We start from the raw sequence: 15207 nt of genomic DNA on the forward strand, positions 1-15207 counted from the left end.
CCCGGTGTCCTTGGTCGGGGACGGCGGGGCGGGCGTCGTGCAGTTCCGTACGTCGTTGTACGGGACAGCCGGGATGCGTCAGACCAGCAGCGAGCGGTCCGTCGGGCGGATCGGGGCCGGCAGGGAGCTGGCGCCGGTGAGGTAGCGGTCCACGCCGCGGGCGGCGGAGCGGCCCTCGGCGATGGCCCAGACGATCAGCGACTGGCCGCGGCCGGCGTCGCCGGCGACGTAGACGCCGTCGACGTTGGTGGCGAACTCGGCGTCGCGGGCGATGTTGCCCCGCTCGTCGAGGTCGACGCCGAACTGGGCGACCAGGCCGTTCTGGACGTCCGTGCCGGTGAAGCCCATGGCGAGGGTGACCAGCTGGGCGGGGATCTTCCGCTCGGTGCCGGGCTTCTGGGTCAGCTTGCCGCCGACGAACTCGACCTCGACCAGGTGGAGGAACTGGACGTTGCCGTCCTCGTCGCCCTCGAAGTGGGTGGTGGAGACGGAGTAGACCCGCTCGCCGCCCTCCTCGTGCGCCGAGGTGACCTTGTACAGCATGGGGAAGGTCGGCCAGGGCTGGTTGGCGTTCCGCTCCTCGCCCGGCTTCGGCATGATCTCCAGCTGGGTGACGGAGGCCGCGCCCTGGCGGTGGGCGGTGCCGACGCAGTCGGCGCCGGTGTCGCCGCCGCCGATGACGACGACGTGCTTGCCCTCGGCGGTGATCGGCGCGGCCACGAAGTCGCCCTCGACGACCTTGTTGGCGAGCGGCAGGTACTCCATCGCCTGGTGGATGCCCTTGAGCTCGCGGCCCGGCACGGGCAGGTCGCGGGCGGTGGTGGCGCCGGCGGCGACCACGACCGCGTCGAACCGCTTGCGCAGGTCGGTGGCGGTGACGTCGCGGCCGACCTCGACGCCGGTGCGGAACTTGGTGCCCTCCGCGCGCATCTGCTCGATGCGGCGGTTGATGTGGCGCTTCTCCATCTTGAACTCGGGGATGCCGTAGCGCAGCAGGCCGCCGATGCGGTCGGCGCGCTCGTACACGACCACGGTGTGGCCGGCCCGGGTCAGCTGCTGGGCGGCGGCGAGGCCCGCCGGGCCGGAGCCGATGACGGCGACGGTCTTGCCGGAGAGGCGCTCGGGCGCCTGCGGCCTGACGTCGTTGGCGTCCCACGCCTTGTCGATGATGGAGACTTCGACGTTCTTGATGGTGACGGCCGGCTGGTTGATGCCGAGCACGCACGCCGACTCGCACGGAGCCGGGCACAGGCGGCCGGTGAACTCCGGGAAGTTGTTGGTGGCGTGGAGGCGCTCGGACGCCGCCGACCAGTCCTCGCGGTAGGCGTAGTCGTTCCACTCGGGGATGAGGTTCCCGAGCGGGCAGCCGTTGTGGCAGAACGGGATGCCGCAGTCCATGCAGCGGCCGGCCTGCTTGCTGATGATCGGCAGCAGGGAGCCGGGGACGTAGACCTCGTTCCAGTCGCGGAGGCGCTCCGCGACGGGGCGGGTCTCGGCGACCTCGCGGCCGGTGGTGAGGAAGCCCTTCGGGTCAGCCATGGGTCGCCGCCTCCATCATCTTCTCGGTGGTCTCCCGCTCGGAGAGACCGGCGAGCTCAGCGGCGTCCTTGGCGGCGAGCACTGCCTTGTACGTGGTCGGGATGATCTTGCTGAAGCGGCTCACCGCCGCGTCCCAGTCGGCCAGGAGCTTCTCGGCCACGGTGGAGCCGGTCTCCTCCTGGTGCCGGCGCACGACGTCGTGCAGCCAGGCCGCGTCGGTCTCCGACGGGGTCTCGATCGCTCCGAGGTTGCCGGAGTTGACGTGGGACCGGTCGAGGTCGATCACGAAGGCGACGCCGCCGGACATGCCCGCCGCGAAGTTGCGGCCGGTCTCGCCGAGGACGACCGCCGTGCCGCCGGTCATGTACTCGCAGCCGTGGTCGCCCACGCCCTCCGAGACGACCAGGGCACCGGAGTTGCGGACGCAGAAGCGCTCGCCGGTGCGGCCGCGCAGGAAGAGCTCGCCGCCGGTGGCGCCGTACGCGATGGTGTTGCCCGCGATGGTGGAGTACTCGGCCAGGTGGTCGGCGCCGCGGTCCGGGCGGACGATCACGCGGCCGCCGGAGAGGCCCTTGCCGACGAAGTCGTTGGCGTCGCCCTCCAGGCGGAGGGTCACGCCGGACGGCAGGAAGGCGCCGAACGACTGGCCGGCGGAGCCGGTGAAGGTGAGGTCGATGGTGTCGGCCGGGAGGCCGGCGCCGCCGAACTTCTTCGTCACCTCGTGGCCGAGCATGGTGCCGACCGTGCGGTTGATGTTGCGGATCGCGACCTGCGCGCGGACCGGCTGGGCCTCCTCGGCGGAGGCGGCGCCCAGCGCCTCGGCGGCGAGCTGGATCAGCTCGTTGTCGAGCGCCTTCTCCAGGCCGTGGTCCTGCTCGACCAGGGCGTGGCGGACCGCGCCCTCGGCCAGCTCCGGCACGTAGAAGAGCGGCTCCAGGTCGAGGCCCTGCGCCTTCCAGTGGGTGACGGCGCGGCTGGTGTCGAGCAGCTCGGCGTGGCCGACGGCCTCCTCGATGGTGCGGAAGCCCAGCTCGGCGAGGAGCTCGCGGACCTCCTGCGCGATGAACTCGAAGAAGTTGACGACGTACTCGGCCTTGCCGGAGAAGCGGTCGCGCAGGACCGGGTTCTGGGTGGCGATGCCGACCGGGCAGGTGTCCAGGTGGCAGACGCGCATCATGACGCAGCCGGAGACGACGAGCGGCGCGGTCGCGAAACCGAACTCCTCGGCGCCGAGCAGCGCGGCGATGACGACGTCGCGGCCGGTCTTCAGCTGACCGTCGGTCTGGACGACGATCCGGTCCCGCAGGCCGTTGAGCAGCAGCGTCTGCTGGGTCTCGGCGAGGCCGAGCTCCCAGGGGCCGCCCGCGTGCTTCAGCGAGGTGAGCGGGGAGGCACCGGTGCCGCCGTCGTGGCCGGAGATGAGGACGACGTCCGCGTGGGCCTTGGACACGCCGGCCGCGACCGTGCCGACGCCGACCTCGGAGACCAGCTTCACGTGGATGCGGGCCGCCGGGTTGGCGTTCTTGAGGTCGTGGATCAGCTGGGCCAGATCCTCGATGGAGTAGATGTCGTGGTGCGGCGGCGGCGAGATGAGGCCGACACCGGGCGTCGAGTGACGCGTCCTGGCGACCCACGGGTAGACCTTGTGGCCGGGCAGCTGGCCGCCCTCGCCGGGCTTGGCGCCCTGGGCCATCTTGATCTGGATGTCGTCGGCGTTGACCAGGTACTCGGAGGTGACGCCGAAGCGGCCGGAGGCGACCTGCTTGATCGCGGAGCGGCGCGCCGGGTCGTACAGGCGGTCCGGGTCCTCGCCGCCCTCACCGGTGTTCGACTTGCCGCCGAGCTGGTTCATGGCGATGGCGAGGGTCTCGTGCGCCTCCTGCGAGATGGAGCCGTACGACATGGCGCCGGTCGAGAAGCGCTTGACGATCTCGGAGACCGGCTCGACCTCGTCGACGGAGATCGGCGTGCGGCCCTCGCTCGCGAAGCCGAACAGGCCGCGGAGCGTCATCAGGCGCTCGGACTGCTCGTTCACCCGGTCCGTGTACTGCTTGAAGATGTCGTACCGCTTGTTCCGCGTGGCGTGCTGGAGGCGGAAGACGGTCTCCGGGTCGAAGAGGTGCGGCTCGCCCTCGCGGCGCCACTGGTACTCGCCGCCGATCTCCAGGGCGCGGTGCGCGGAGGCGATGCCGGTGGCCGGGTACGCCTTGGCGTGGCGGGCGGCGACCTCCTTGGCGACGACCTCCAGGCCGGCGCCGCCGATCTTGGTGGCGGTGCCGTTGAAGTACCGGGCGACGAACGCCTCGTCGAGGCCGACGGCCTCGAAGACCTGGGCGCCGCGGTAGGAGGCGACCGTGGAGATGCCCATCTTCGACATGACCTTGAGGACGCCCTTGCCGAGGGCGTAGATCAGGTTGCGGATGGCCTGCTCGGGCTCGACGTCGCTGAGGAAGGTGCCGGCGCGGAGCAGGTCCTCGACGGACTCCATGGCGAGGTACGGGTTGACCGCCGCGGCGCCGTAGCCGATGAGCAGGGCGACGTGGTGGACCTCGCGGACGTCGCCGGCCTCGACCAGCAGGCCCACCATGGTGCGCTGCTTGGTGCGGATGAGGTGGTGGTGGACGGCGGCGGTGAGCAGCAGCGACGGGATCGGCGCGTGCTCGGCGTCGGAGTGCCGGTCGGAGAGGACGATCAGGCGGGCGCCGCCCTCGATCGCCGCGTCGGCCTCGGCGCAGATGGCGTCGATGCGGGCGGCGAGGGCGTCGCCGCCGCCGGAGACCCGGTAGAGGCCGGAGAGCGTGGCGGCCTTCATGCCCGGCATGTCGCCGTCGTGGTTGATGTGGATGAGCTTGGCGAGCTCGTCGTTGTCGATCACCGGGAAGGGCAGGGTGACGCTGCGGCAGGAGGCCGCGGTCGGGTCGAGCAGGTTGCCCTGGGGACCGAGGGAGGAGCGCAGCGAGGTGACGAGCTCTTCACGGATGGCGTCCAGCGGCGGGTTGGTGACCTGCGCGAACAGCTGGGTGAAGTAGTCGAAGAGCAGCCGGGGGCGCTCGGAGAGGGCCGCGATCGGGGAGTCGGTGCCCATGGAGCCGATGGGCTCCAGGCCGGAGCGGGCCATCGGGGCGAGGATGACGCGGAGCTCTTCCTCGGTGTAGCCGAAGGTCTGCTGGCGGCGGGTGACCGAGGCGTGGGTGTGCACGATGTGCTCGCGCTCGGGGAGGTCGGAGAGCTCGATCTCCCCGGTCTCCAGCCACTCGGCGTAGGGCTGCTCGGCGGCGAGGCCGGCCTTGATCTCGTCGTCCTCGATGATGCGGTGCTCGGCGGTGTCGACGAGGAACATCTTGCCGGGCTGGAGGCGGCCCTTGCGGACGACCTTGGCGGGGTCGATGTCGAGGACGCCGACCTCGGAGGAGAGGACGACGAGGCCCTCGTCGGTGACCCAGTAGCGGCCGGGGCGCAGACCGTTGCGGTCGAGGACCGCGCCGACCTGGACGCCGTCGGTGAAGGTGACGCAGGCGGGACCGTCCCAGGGCTCCATCATCGTGGAGTGGTACTGGTAGAAGGCGTGCCGCGCGGGGTCCATGGAGTCGTGGTTCTCCCACGCCTCGGGGACCATCATCAGGACGGCGTGCGGCAGCGAGCGGCCGCCGAGGTGGAGCAGCTCCAGGACCTCGTCGAAGGAGGCGGTGTCGGAGGCGTCCGGGGTGCAGATCGGGAAGATCCGGTCCAGGCCCTTGCCGTCGCCGCTCGCGCCGAAGACGTCGGTGGCGAGCTGGGCCTCGCGGGCGGTCATCCAGTTGCGGTTGCCCTTGACCGTGTTGATCTCGCCGTTGTGGGCGACGAAGCGGTACGGGTGGGCGAGCGGCCAGCTCGGGAAGGTGTTGGTGGAGAACCGGGAGTGGACGAGGGCGATGGCGGAGGCCAGGCGCCGGTCCGACAGGTCCGGGAAGAAGGGCTCCAGCTGCCCGGTGGTGAGCATCCCCTTGTAGACGAGGGTGCGGGCGGAGAGCGACGGGAAGTACGTCGCGGCCTCGCGCTCGGCGCGCTTGCGGAGCACGAACGCCTTGCGGTCCAGCGCGATGCCGGTGCTCTCTCCGTCGGTCACGAAGACCTGGCGGAAGACCGGCATGGTGGAGCGGGCGGTGGCGCCGAGCAGGCCGGGGGCGACGGGGACCTCGCGCCAGCCGAGGACGGTGAGGCCCTCCTCGGCGGCGATCGCCTCGATCGCGGCGGCGGCCTCGTCGGCGGTGTCGACGGGGAGGAAGGCGGTGCCCACCGCGTACGCGCCGGCCTCGGGCAGTTCGAAACCGGTGACCTCGCGGAAGAAGGCGTCCGGGACCTGGAACAGGATGCCGGCGCCGTCGCCGGAGTCCGGCTCGGAGCCGGTGGCGCCGCGGTGCTCGAGGTTGCGCAGTACGGTCAGCGCCTGCTCGACCAGCGCGTGGCTGGCCACACCGGTGAGGGTGGCCACGAACCCGACACCGCAGGCGTCGTGCTCGTTACGGGGGTCGTACATGCCCTGGGGGGCGGGGCGACCGTCCATGGGCGACCAGGCGTCGGAACGCATCGGCTCTCCCGTCGTCGTCGTGGCATATGCAGATGCCGAGGGACGACGTTGGCCCTCCGCGAAATTTCGTGCAGGTTACATGATGGCGGGCTTCTCGCCTAGCGGATAGCTCGTTCCAGCATACGGACACCTCCGCCACGGAGCGGTGGTGTGCGTTCACCTGTTTTCTCGGGGTGCGGCGGCAGTGACTGCTCCGTGACTGCTCCGCGGGGGACGGGGCCGGACCGGCCCGTCTCTGGAGGGCTTCATTGCCCAACGACGCTTCTGCCTCTTTCCCGTTGGTCACGGGTTCGAAACCGCCGGGTAACCGGCTACATATGTGGCGTCGTGCATAGTGTCTCACCGCCGCGCGGGTTCCGACCAGGGATATACGTCACAGCGAGAATGCGGCCTTCGTCCGGAAAAGTCACCCCGAAAAGCCCGAAAGGCCCCGTGCGGGGGCCTCTCGGGCTTCTGCGGTGGTACGGATTCCGTTCCCCCGGCCGCGCGGGGAGCGCAGGCGCCGCGACCGCGGCCGGGGGCGCCGGGCCGAGCCCGGCGGGGTCCCGGAGGGACGGCCTAGAGCGCGGCCCCGAAGACCATGCCGAGGCCGTATGTGACGGCCGCCGCGGCACCGCCGAGGACCAGCTGGCGCAGACCGCTGAAGAGCCAGCCGCGCGCGGTGACCCGGGCGACCAGCGCGCCGCAGGCGAAGAGGCCCAGGAGCGCGAGGAGTACCGCCGGCCAGAGCGCGGTCGCGCCGAGCAGGTACGGCAACAGCGGCAGCAGCGCGCCGAGGGCGAAGGAGCCGAAGGACGAGACGGCGGCGACGGCCGGCGACGGCAGGTCGTCGGGGTCGATGCCGAGCTCCTCGCGGGCGTGGATCTCCAGCGCCTGGTCGGGATCCTTCGACAGCTGCATGGCGACCTCGCGGGCGAGCGCGGGCTCGACGCCCCGGGAGACGTAGAGGGCGGCCAGCTCCTCCATCTCGTCGATCGGGTGCTTGCGCAACTGGCGGCGCTCCACGTCCAGTTCGGCCTGGACGAGCTCACGCTGCGAGGCGACCGAGGTGTACTCGCCGGCCGCCATGGAGAAGGCTCCGGCGGCGAGTCCGGCGAGGCCGGTGACGACGATGGTCTGCGAGGAGACGGAGCCGCCGGCGACACCGGTCATCAGGGCGAGGTTCGAGACCAGGCCGTCCATCGCGCCGAAGACCGCGGGCCGCAGCCAACCGCCGTTCACGTCGCGGTGGGTGTGGTTGTCGCGGTGGGCCTCGTGCAGCGGCGCCTGCGCTTCGATGATGGACATGGCTCTCCCCTCGTTCCGGCGGGCCGGGTCGCACCCGCCGCCCCCAACACCCTCGAAAATACGCCCGATGTAAGGGGCCCGCCAGCAAGGCAGGCCGTACTTAGTAAGGCCCGCCTCAGTGTGGCGACCCTTCCTTGACGCTCCGTCAGCAGCACGCGCCCCACTGACAGACGGGTGACAGACGGCGTCCACCGGCGAGTCGTCCGCCGGTCGTGGCACAGATCCAGGCGAAGGGGTACCGCCGAAGAGGTGCCCGCACCGAGGAAGGGGCGCGGAAATGGTGACCACGACATGCGACACCCGTGAACGGGCGAGGGGGGCGCTGCTCGGCCTCGCCGTCGGCGACGCGCTCGGCGCCCCCGCCGAGAACATGAAGCCCTCCGAGATCCGCCGCCGGTGGGGGCGGATCGAGGGCTTCCTGACGGACCGTCCGGCCGGCACGGACGACACCGAGTACGCGATCTTCTCCGCGCTGCTCCTCGCCCGGCACGGCTCGGCACTCACCGTCGCCCACGTCGAACAGGCGTGGCACCGCTGGATCGCCGACCTCGACGAGGGCCCCTTCCGCGGCGCGGGCTTCTCCGAGCGCGGCACCCTGGAGAACCTCCGGCGGGGACTGGCCGCGCCGATCTCCGCCCAGCACCGGCACGCCTGGAGCGACGGACTCGCCATGCGGGCCGCCCCCTTCGGCGTCTTCGCGGCCGGCCGGCCCGAGGAGGCCGCCCGGCTCGTCGCCATCGACGGCAGCGTCAGCCACGAGGGCGAGGGCATCTACGGCGGCCAGGCGGTGGCCGCGGGCGTCGCGGCGGCGATGTCCGGCGCGACCGTCACGTCGGTGATCGCGGCGGCCCTCTCGGTGATCCCCATGGACTCCTGGACGGCCCGCTCGCTGCGCCGCGCCGTGGTCGCCGCCCAGCGCGTCCAGCCGGACCCGCTCACCCGCGAACGCCAGGTCCGCTCGGCGGTCGTCATCGGCGGCTACCCGTGGACCGACCTCGCCCCGGAGGCGGTCGGCCTCGCCTTCGGCGCCTTCGCCGCGGCCCGCGGCGACTTCCGCACGGCGGTCCTGACGGCCGTGAACATGGGCCGGGACGCCGACACCACGGCGGCGGTCGCCGGAGCCCTGGCCGGCGCGGCGGGCGGCACGGCCGCGATCCCGGAGGAATGGGCCTCCGCCATCACCCCGGTGACCGGCAGCTGCCTCCCCACGATGCGCGGCTACCACGTCCTGGACATCGCCGACCTCCTGACCGAAGAGGAAACCCCCTGATGGACGCCGACCTCACCGACACCCCGACGCCCCCTCCGGCCACCCCCGCCGACTCCGCGCCCCCGGCCGGCCTCACCGCCTCCCCGGCCCCCGCGGCCCCCGCGGCCCCGGCCGGCCCCTCTCACCTCACGGCCCCGGCCGCCCCCGCCCGTCTCACCGCCTCCCCGCCCCCCGCCGCCCCGGCCGCCCCGGCGGGCCCGGCGGGCCCGGCCGGGCCCGCCGCCTCCCCGGCCCCCGCCGCCCCCATCGCCCCCGCCGTGGGCCGTCGTTCCGCCGGGCGCGGGAGTCCCCCCTCCGGAGGCGGATGGGCGCGGCCCCCGATGCCGGGCGCCGTCCCGGTGGCCGACGCCCCGGAGGGCCCGGCGCCGGTGCGGGGCGCCGACACCGGGGACCGCGCCCCGCGGACGCCCCCTCGGCCGGGCGCCGCCCACCGGCCGGACGGTGGGGCCGCCCGGGACCGGGGCAGGATCGAGGGCCTCCTCCTCGGCCTCGCCGCGGGCGACGCCGCCGGCTGGCCCGCCGCGCGGCACCGCGCCGCCCGGATGCCGGAGTGGACCCGCCGCCTCACCCGCGAGCTCGACACCTTCGCGGAGCAGAACGCGACGACGACCCTCCCCGTCCCGATCGCCCTGAACCAGCCCCCCGAGCCGCTCCGCCTCGGCCCCTCCGACGACGCCGAGTGGGCGGCCTTCACGGCGGAGGCGGTGCTGGCCTCCGCCGGCCCGCTCTTCGCCTCCCTCCCCCGCGAGCGCCGGCTCCGCGCCGCCGTGGACGTGGCCTGGAACCACCTCGCCGGCCAGATCGCGGCCGCCGCCGACCGCGCCCCCGAGATCGAGTCCGCCGTCCTCCCCCTCCGCGCCCGCATCTCGGTCCGCGCCGGCCTCGGCAATCTGGCCACCGGTCTGCGACCGCCCGCCACCGGCCACGACAACCCGCACTACTTCGACGACGCCGCCTGCGTCCGGGCCGCCGTCCTCGCGGTCGTCCACCCCGGCGATCCGCGCGCCGCGGCCGAACTCGCCGAGTTCGACGCCCGGTACACCCAGGACGGCGACGGCGTGCACGGCGCCCGCGCCACCGCGGCGGCCGTCGCCGCGGCCCTCGGCGGCGCGGACGCCGACACCGCCGTGGCCGCCGCGCTCGCCGAACTCCCGCCCGCCACCGAGATCGGCCGCAACGCCCGGCACGCCGTGGAGCTGGCCCGTACCGCCGGTTCGGCGTTCGAGCTCGTCCCGCTCCTGGAGCACCAGATCGTCGACCACGTCTACAGCTACGGCATCGCCGCCGCCGAGACCGTCCCGGTGGCGCTCGCGCTGACCGTCGCCGCGCGCGGCGCGATGACGGCCGCGGTCCCCGCCGCGGCCTGCCTCTCCCGGGTCGCCGACTCCGCGCCCGCCCTGGCCGGCGCGCTCACCGGCGCGCTGGGCGGCGGCCGTTCGGTCCCGGCGAGCTGGCGGGACGCCTGCCGGACGCTCTCCGGCTGCGCGCTCCCCCGTCTCGCCGGCACCGACCTGGTGGAACTCGCCGGGCTCCTGGGAACCACGGAACCGGCACCCCCAGGTGGACAATTCCGACATGACACCCAATCTGGATGACCGGATCAGCGGAAGTCTCCTCGGGGCCGCCGTGGGCGACGCCCTCGGCGGCCCCGTGGAGGGGTACACCCCCGAGCAGATCACCGAGCGCCACGGCGGCCGCGTCACCGGCATCGTCGGCCCCTGGAACGGCGACTCCTGGCGCACCGCCCGCCCCATCGCGCCGTACCACAAGGGCGACGGGCACGTCACCGACGACACCCTGATGACCCACGCGCTGATCCGGGTGTACGAGAAGGTCCGCGACCACCTCGACGCGTACGCCGTCGCGGACCACCTCGTCCCCGAACTCATGAGCACGCCCGTCTGGATCCCCGAGCTGGAGGCGGAGGCCCTCCCCCTCCAGCGGATCTTCCTCGCCGAGAAGTGGATCGTCGCCCGCCTCCACTACGGTCACGCCGACCCGCGCGAGGCCGGCACCGGGAACATCGTCAACTGCGGCGCCGCGATGTACATGGCGCCGGTCGGCCTGGTCAACGCGGCCGACCCGCACGGCGCCTACGCCGAGGCCCTGGACGTCGCGGGCGCCCACCAGTCCTCGTACGGCCGCGAGGCGGCGGGCGTCTTCGCGGCGGCGGTCGCGGCGGCCTGCCTCCCCGGCGCCACCCCGCGCTCGGTCGTCGACACCGCCCTCTCGCTCGCCAAGGACGGCACCCGGGCCGCGATCGAGGCGGTCGCCGAAGTCGCCGACCGCCACCGCGACTTCGAGTCGGCCCTGGCCCCGCTGCGCCGGGCGGTCGCCCCGTACGACTCCGTCGGCCCCGACTACCGCGCCCCCGGTCTCGGCGCCCGCCGCCCGTCCCGCCTCCACGCCATCGAGGAGCTGCCGATCGCGCTCGGCATGCTGCTCGTCGGCGAGGGCGACTACCGCCGCACGGTCCTGGGCGCGGTCAACTACGGGCGGGACTGCGACTCCATCGCCACCATGGCCGGCGCGGTCGCCGGCGCCCTGCGCGGCGAGGCGGCGGTCCCCGCCGAGTGGGCGAAGCGCGTGGCGGAGGCCAGCCGTCTCGACCTGCGCGCCCCGGCGACCGCCCTGACCGCCGTGGCCCAGGAGGTCTTCGCCCGCGACACGGCCCGCCGCCGCGCCTGCGAGTCCGCCCGCGCCGCGCTGACGGACCCGGCCCGATGACGGACCCCGCACCGCACCGGACCCCGCCCCCGCCGGCCCCGGCCCCCGGGCCCGGCACCGCGCCCGCCCCCGGTCAAGCATCCGCCCACCACCCCCGCGCGACGGCCGATGCGGGAGCCGGTGCGGGGGCGGGTGCCGGGGCCGGTCCCGCCCCGGCGCCCGGCCGGCCGGCCGGGACGAGCGGGCCGGGCCGGGCGGCCCGGGCGAGGGCCTCCCGTCCGGCGCCTCGCGGAAGCGGGAGCGAGCGGGCGCCCGTACCCGTCCGGCTCACCTGGGTACAGCCCGAGGACCTCGTCGGACACGAGCTGCGCCAGGCCGCCGAGGACGGACGGGACGCCCGGGAGATCGCGGCGCGCTGGTACGCGGCAGGCGGGCACCCCGCACCGCCCGCCGCCGGCGCCTCCCCCGTCCCCCGGCCCGACCTCCGGCCGCTCGCCGAGGACCTGCTCGACGCACTCGCCGCCCTCCCCTCCCCCCTCGCCCCCGACGAGCCCACCGCCCTCGACGCGATCGTCGCCGCCTGCCCTGACTGGCCGGCCCCGCCCCGCGACGGCGCACCGCTCCACCGCCCCGGCCGCCCCGCCCCGCCCCGGGGCGACCCCGGCCTCCGCGACCGGCTGCACGCCGCCTGGCTCGGCCGGGCCGCCGGATGCCTGCTGGGGAAGCCCGTCGAGAAGCTGCCGCTCGACGCCATCCGTGCGCTCGCCCGGGCCGCCGGGAACTGGCCGCTCGACGACTGGTTCACCGCGCGCGGGGTCCCGCCGGAACTGCTGGCGGCCCACCCCTGGAACCGCCGCTCCGCCGCCACCTCGCTCGCCGAGACCATCGACGGGATGCCCGAGGACGACGACCTCAACTACCCCCTCCTCGCCCTGCTCCTCCTCCGGCGCCACGGCCGCGGCTTCACCACCGCCGACGTGGCCCGCCTCTGGCTCGACGAACTCCCCGCGGGACGCACCTTCACCGCCGAGCGGATCGCCTACCGCAACCTCCTCGACGGGGTCGAGCCGCCGCTGACCGCGCTCCGCCGCAACCCCTTCCGGGAGTGGATCGGCGCCCAGATCCGGGCCGACGTCCACGGCTGGACCCACCCCGGCGACCCGGCCGCGGCCGCCGCCCAGGCGCACCGGGACGCCGTCCTCAGCCACACCGGGAGCGGCGTCCACGGCGCCATGTTCGTCGCCGCGACCGTGGCCGCCGCCGCGGGCGGCACCGCCGACGTCCACCGGGCCCTCGCCGCGGGGCTCTCCGTCGTCCCGCCCCGCTCCCGGCTGGCGGAGGCCGTCCGGTTCGGCATCGGCACCGCCCGCTCCGTCCCCGCCCTCGACACCGTCGTGGACCGGCTGCACGCCCGGTACGGCGGGTACCACTGGGTCCATGCCGTACCGAACAGCGCGCTGCTCGCCGCCGCCCTCACCCACGCCGGCGGCGACTTCACCCGCTCCGTCTGCGCGGCCGTCTCCGGCGGCTGGGACACCGACTCCAACGGCGCCACCGCCGGCTCGGTCGCCGGTCTCCTCGCCGGGCACCCCGACCGGCTCCCGGACCGCTGGACCTCCCCCCTGAGGAACCGGCTCGCCACCTCGGTGCCGACCTTCGACGGCATCGGTTTCGACGCCCTCGCCGACCTGACCCACCTGGAGGCAGTACGCCCATGACCAGCATCGTGGTGCTCGGGAGCACCAACATGGACCTCGTGGCCTACGTGAACCGGGCCCCGGCGCGCGGCGAGACCGTCACCGGCCGCTCGTTCCGCACGATCCCCGGCGGCAAGGGCGCCAACCAGGCGGTCGCCGCCGCCCGCGCGGGCGGCGAGGTCGCCATGATCGGCGCGGTCGGCTCCGACGACTTCGGATACCGGCTCCGGGACGTCCTGGAGCACTGCTCCGTCGACACCGACCTGCTCCGCACCGTCGAAGGGGCCTCCGGCACCGCGCACATCGTCGTCGACGACGAGGGCGGCAACGCGATCGTCGTCGTCCCCGGCGCCAACGCCTCCGTCACCTCGCTCACCCGCGGCGACGAGGCCCTGATCGCCACCGCCGACCTGCTCCTCCTCCAGCTCGAACTCCCCCTCTCCGTCGTCATCGAGGGCGCCGCCCACGCGCGGGACCGCGGGGTGCGCACCGTCCTCACCCCGGCCCCCGCCCAGCCCCTCCCGCCCGAACTCTTCGACTTCACCGACCTGTTGGTGCCCAACGAGCACGAGGCCACCGCGCTCACCGGCCGCGCCGACCCGTACGCCGCCGCGCTCGCCCTCCTCGAAGCCGTCCCCGAGGTCGTCGTCACCCTCGGCGCCGCCGGCTGCCTCTACGCGACGCGCGGCGCCGAACCGCTCGCCGTGCCCGCCCCGCGGGTGCGGGCCGTCGACACCACCGCGGCCGGCGACACCTTCGTCGGCGCGCTCGCGGTCGCCCTCGGCGAGGGCCGCCCGGCGCCCGAGGCCCTCACCTGGGCGGGCACCGCCGCCGCGCTGTCCGTCCGCCGCGAGGGCGCCTCGACCTCGATGCCGTACCGGGTCGACATCGAAGCGGCCCTCGACGCCCCCGAGTCCCTGGAGGCCGATCCCGTATGACCACCGCACCCCCCGCCACCAAGGCGCCGCCGCTCCAGGGGCTGCGCGTCCTCGATCTGGCGACGCTCTTCGCCGGGCCGCTGGCCGCCACGATGCTCGGCGACTTCGGCGCCGACGTCGTGAAGGTCGAACACCCCCGCAAGCCGGACCCGTCCCGGGGCCACGGCCCCGCCAAGGACGGGGTCGGCCTGTGGTGGAAGGTCCTCGGCCGCAACAAGCGGACCATCACCCTCGACCTGTCCACCCCGGGCGGCCGGGACGCCCTGCTCCGGCTGGCCGCCGACGCCGACGTGATCGTGGAGAACTTCCGCCCCGGCACCCTGGAGCGCTGGGGCCTGGGCTGGGAGGAGCTGTCCACGGTCAACCCCCGGCTCGTGCTGGCCCGGGTCACCGGCTTCGGCCAGTTCGGCCCGTACGCCCACCGCCCCGGCTTCGGCACCCTCGCCGAGGCGATGAGCGGCTTCGCCGCCATCACCGGCGAACCGGACGGCCCGCCGACCCTGCCCCCCTTCGGCCTCGCCGACTCGATCGCCGCCCTCGCCACGGCGTACGCGGTGATGACCGCGCTCACCGCGAGGACGGCCACCGGCCACGGCCAGGTCGTGGACATGGCCATCATCGAACCGATGCTGTCCGTCATCGGACCCCACTCCCTCTGGTACGACCAGCTCGGCTACGTCCAGCCGCGCACCGGCAACCGGTCCCGCAACAACGCCCCCCGCAACACCTACCGGACCTCCGACGGATCCTGGGTGGCCGTCTCCACGTCGGCGCAGTCCATCGCCGAGCGCGTGCTGCGCCTGGTCGGCCGCGCCGAGCTGATCGACGAGCCGTGGTTCGCCGACGGCACGGGCCGGGCCGCGCACGCCGAGGTCCTCGACGAGGCGGTCGGCTCGTGGATCGCCCGGCACACCCGCGACGAGGCCATGGCCGCCTTCGAGAAGGCGGAGGCGGCGATCGCCCCCGTCTACGACGTCCGGGACGTCCTCGCCGACCCCCAGTACCAGGCGCTCGGCACGGTCACCGAGGTCCCGGACCCGGAGCTGGGCCCCCTCCGCATGCAGAACGTGCTCTTCCGGCTCTCCGAGACCCCCGGCGCGATCCGCTGGGCCGGCCGCCCGCACGGCGCCGACACCGACGAGGTCCTGACGGCGGCCGGTCTCACGCCGGCCGAGATCGGCGACCTGCGCGCCCGGGGGGCGGTATGACCTCCCCCGGCACGGGCACCCCGGTCCCGGGCCC

The 15207-nt window shown here is 74.5% G+C and carries 9 protein-coding genes; 6 read left to right on the forward strand and 3 right to left on the reverse strand.

Annotation, left to right across the window (positions count from 1 at the left end; genetic code table 11):
• Positions 1 to 78: 78 nt before the first annotated feature.
• From ACFVU3_RS15100 to ACFVU3_RS15110, 3 genes are all read right to left on the reverse strand, one after another.
• The gene (locus ACFVU3_RS15100) at positions 79 to 1539 is read right to left on the reverse strand and encodes a glutamate synthase subunit beta (RefSeq protein WP_390066338.1); all 1461 of its coding nucleotides are present in this window, start codon (positions 1537 to 1539) and stop codon (positions 79 to 81) included.
• Positions 1532 to 6106, reverse strand: coding sequence for a glutamate synthase large subunit (gltB, locus tag ACFVU3_RS15105; RefSeq protein ID WP_390066339.1), 4575 nt, complete (start codon positions 6104 to 6106; stop codon positions 1532 to 1534). The genes ACFVU3_RS15100 and gltB overlap by 8 nt, the downstream gene beginning before the upstream one ends.
• 558 nt (positions 6107 to 6664) lie before the next feature.
• Complete coding sequence (locus ACFVU3_RS15110; protein ID WP_390066340.1) at positions 6665 to 7393, reverse strand: VIT1/CCC1 transporter family protein; 729 nt, start codon at positions 7391 to 7393, stop codon at positions 6665 to 6667.
• A 277-nt stretch (positions 7394 to 7670) separates the two neighbouring features.
• On the opposite strand from ACFVU3_RS15110, the gene ACFVU3_RS15115 reads away from it, so the two are divergent.
• Genes ACFVU3_RS15115 through ACFVU3_RS15140 form a run of 6 tightly spaced genes read left to right on the forward strand, consistent with a single transcriptional unit; the run spans position 7671 to position 15173 of the window.
• On the forward strand, positions 7671 to 8663 hold the full coding sequence (locus tag ACFVU3_RS15115; protein ID WP_390066341.1) for an ADP-ribosylglycohydrolase family protein: 993 nt from the start codon (positions 7671 to 7673) through the stop codon (positions 8661 to 8663).
• Positions 8663 to 10258 (forward strand): ADP-ribosylglycohydrolase family protein, encoded by a 1596-nt coding sequence (locus ACFVU3_RS15120; RefSeq protein ID WP_390066342.1) that lies wholly within the window; start codon positions 8663 to 8665, stop codon positions 10256 to 10258. Before ACFVU3_RS15115 ends, ACFVU3_RS15120 begins: the two co-directional genes overlap by 1 nt.
• Positions 10239 to 11390: an ADP-ribosylglycohydrolase family protein gene (locus tag ACFVU3_RS15125; protein WP_390066343.1), complete on the forward strand. Its 1152-nt coding sequence runs from the start codon at positions 10239 to 10241 to the stop codon at positions 11388 to 11390. The genes ACFVU3_RS15120 and ACFVU3_RS15125 overlap by 20 nt, the downstream gene beginning before the upstream one ends.
• On the forward strand, positions 11387 to 13048 hold the full coding sequence (locus ACFVU3_RS15130) for an ADP-ribosylglycohydrolase family protein (protein WP_390066344.1): 1662 nt from the start codon (positions 11387 to 11389) through the stop codon (positions 13046 to 13048). Before ACFVU3_RS15125 ends, ACFVU3_RS15130 begins: the two co-directional genes overlap by 4 nt.
• On the forward strand, positions 13045 to 13965 hold the full coding sequence (rbsK, locus tag ACFVU3_RS15135) for a ribokinase (protein WP_390066345.1): 921 nt from the start codon (positions 13045 to 13047) through the stop codon (positions 13963 to 13965). Before ACFVU3_RS15130 ends, rbsK begins: the two co-directional genes overlap by 4 nt.
• Positions 13962 to 15173 carry a CaiB/BaiF CoA transferase family protein gene (locus tag ACFVU3_RS15140; protein WP_390066346.1) on the forward strand — a complete coding sequence of 404 codons (1212 nt, stop codon included), beginning with the start codon at positions 13962 to 13964 and terminating at the stop codon, positions 15171 to 15173. Before rbsK ends, ACFVU3_RS15140 begins: the two co-directional genes overlap by 4 nt.
• Positions 15174 to 15207 lie beyond the last annotated feature (34 nt).

This window comes from Streptomyces sp. NPDC058052 (assembly GCF_042885515.1).
Lineage (GTDB): Bacteria > Actinomycetota > Actinomycetes > Streptomycetales > Streptomycetaceae > Streptomyces.

Excerpts from the sequence above, each read along its gene's own strand:
- ACFVU3_RS15100 (WP_390066338.1), bottom strand. The coding sequence starts at position 1,539 with ATGGCTGACCCGAAGGGCTTCCTCACCACCGGCCGCGAGGTCGCCGAG.
- gltB (WP_390066339.1), bottom strand. The coding sequence starts at position 6,106 with ATGCGTTCCGACGCCTGGTCGCCCATGGACGGTCGCCCCGCCCCCCAG.
- ACFVU3_RS15110 (WP_390066340.1), bottom strand. The coding sequence starts at position 7,393 with ATGTCCATCATCGAAGCGCAGGCGCCGCTGCACGAGGCCCACCGCGAC.
- ACFVU3_RS15115 (WP_390066341.1), top strand. The coding sequence starts at position 7,671 with ATGGTGACCACGACATGCGACACCCGTGAACGGGCGAGGGGGGCGCTG.
- ACFVU3_RS15120 (WP_390066342.1), top strand. The coding sequence starts at position 8,663 with ATGGACGCCGACCTCACCGACACCCCGACGCCCCCTCCGGCCACCCCC.
- ACFVU3_RS15125 (WP_390066343.1), top strand. The coding sequence starts at position 10,239 with ATGACACCCAATCTGGATGACCGGATCAGCGGAAGTCTCCTCGGGGCC.
- ACFVU3_RS15130 (WP_390066344.1), top strand. The coding sequence starts at position 11,387 with ATGACGGACCCCGCACCGCACCGGACCCCGCCCCCGCCGGCCCCGGCC.
- rbsK (WP_390066345.1), top strand. The coding sequence starts at position 13,045 with ATGACCAGCATCGTGGTGCTCGGGAGCACCAACATGGACCTCGTGGCC.
- ACFVU3_RS15140 (WP_390066346.1), top strand. The coding sequence starts at position 13,962 with ATGACCACCGCACCCCCCGCCACCAAGGCGCCGCCGCTCCAGGGGCTG.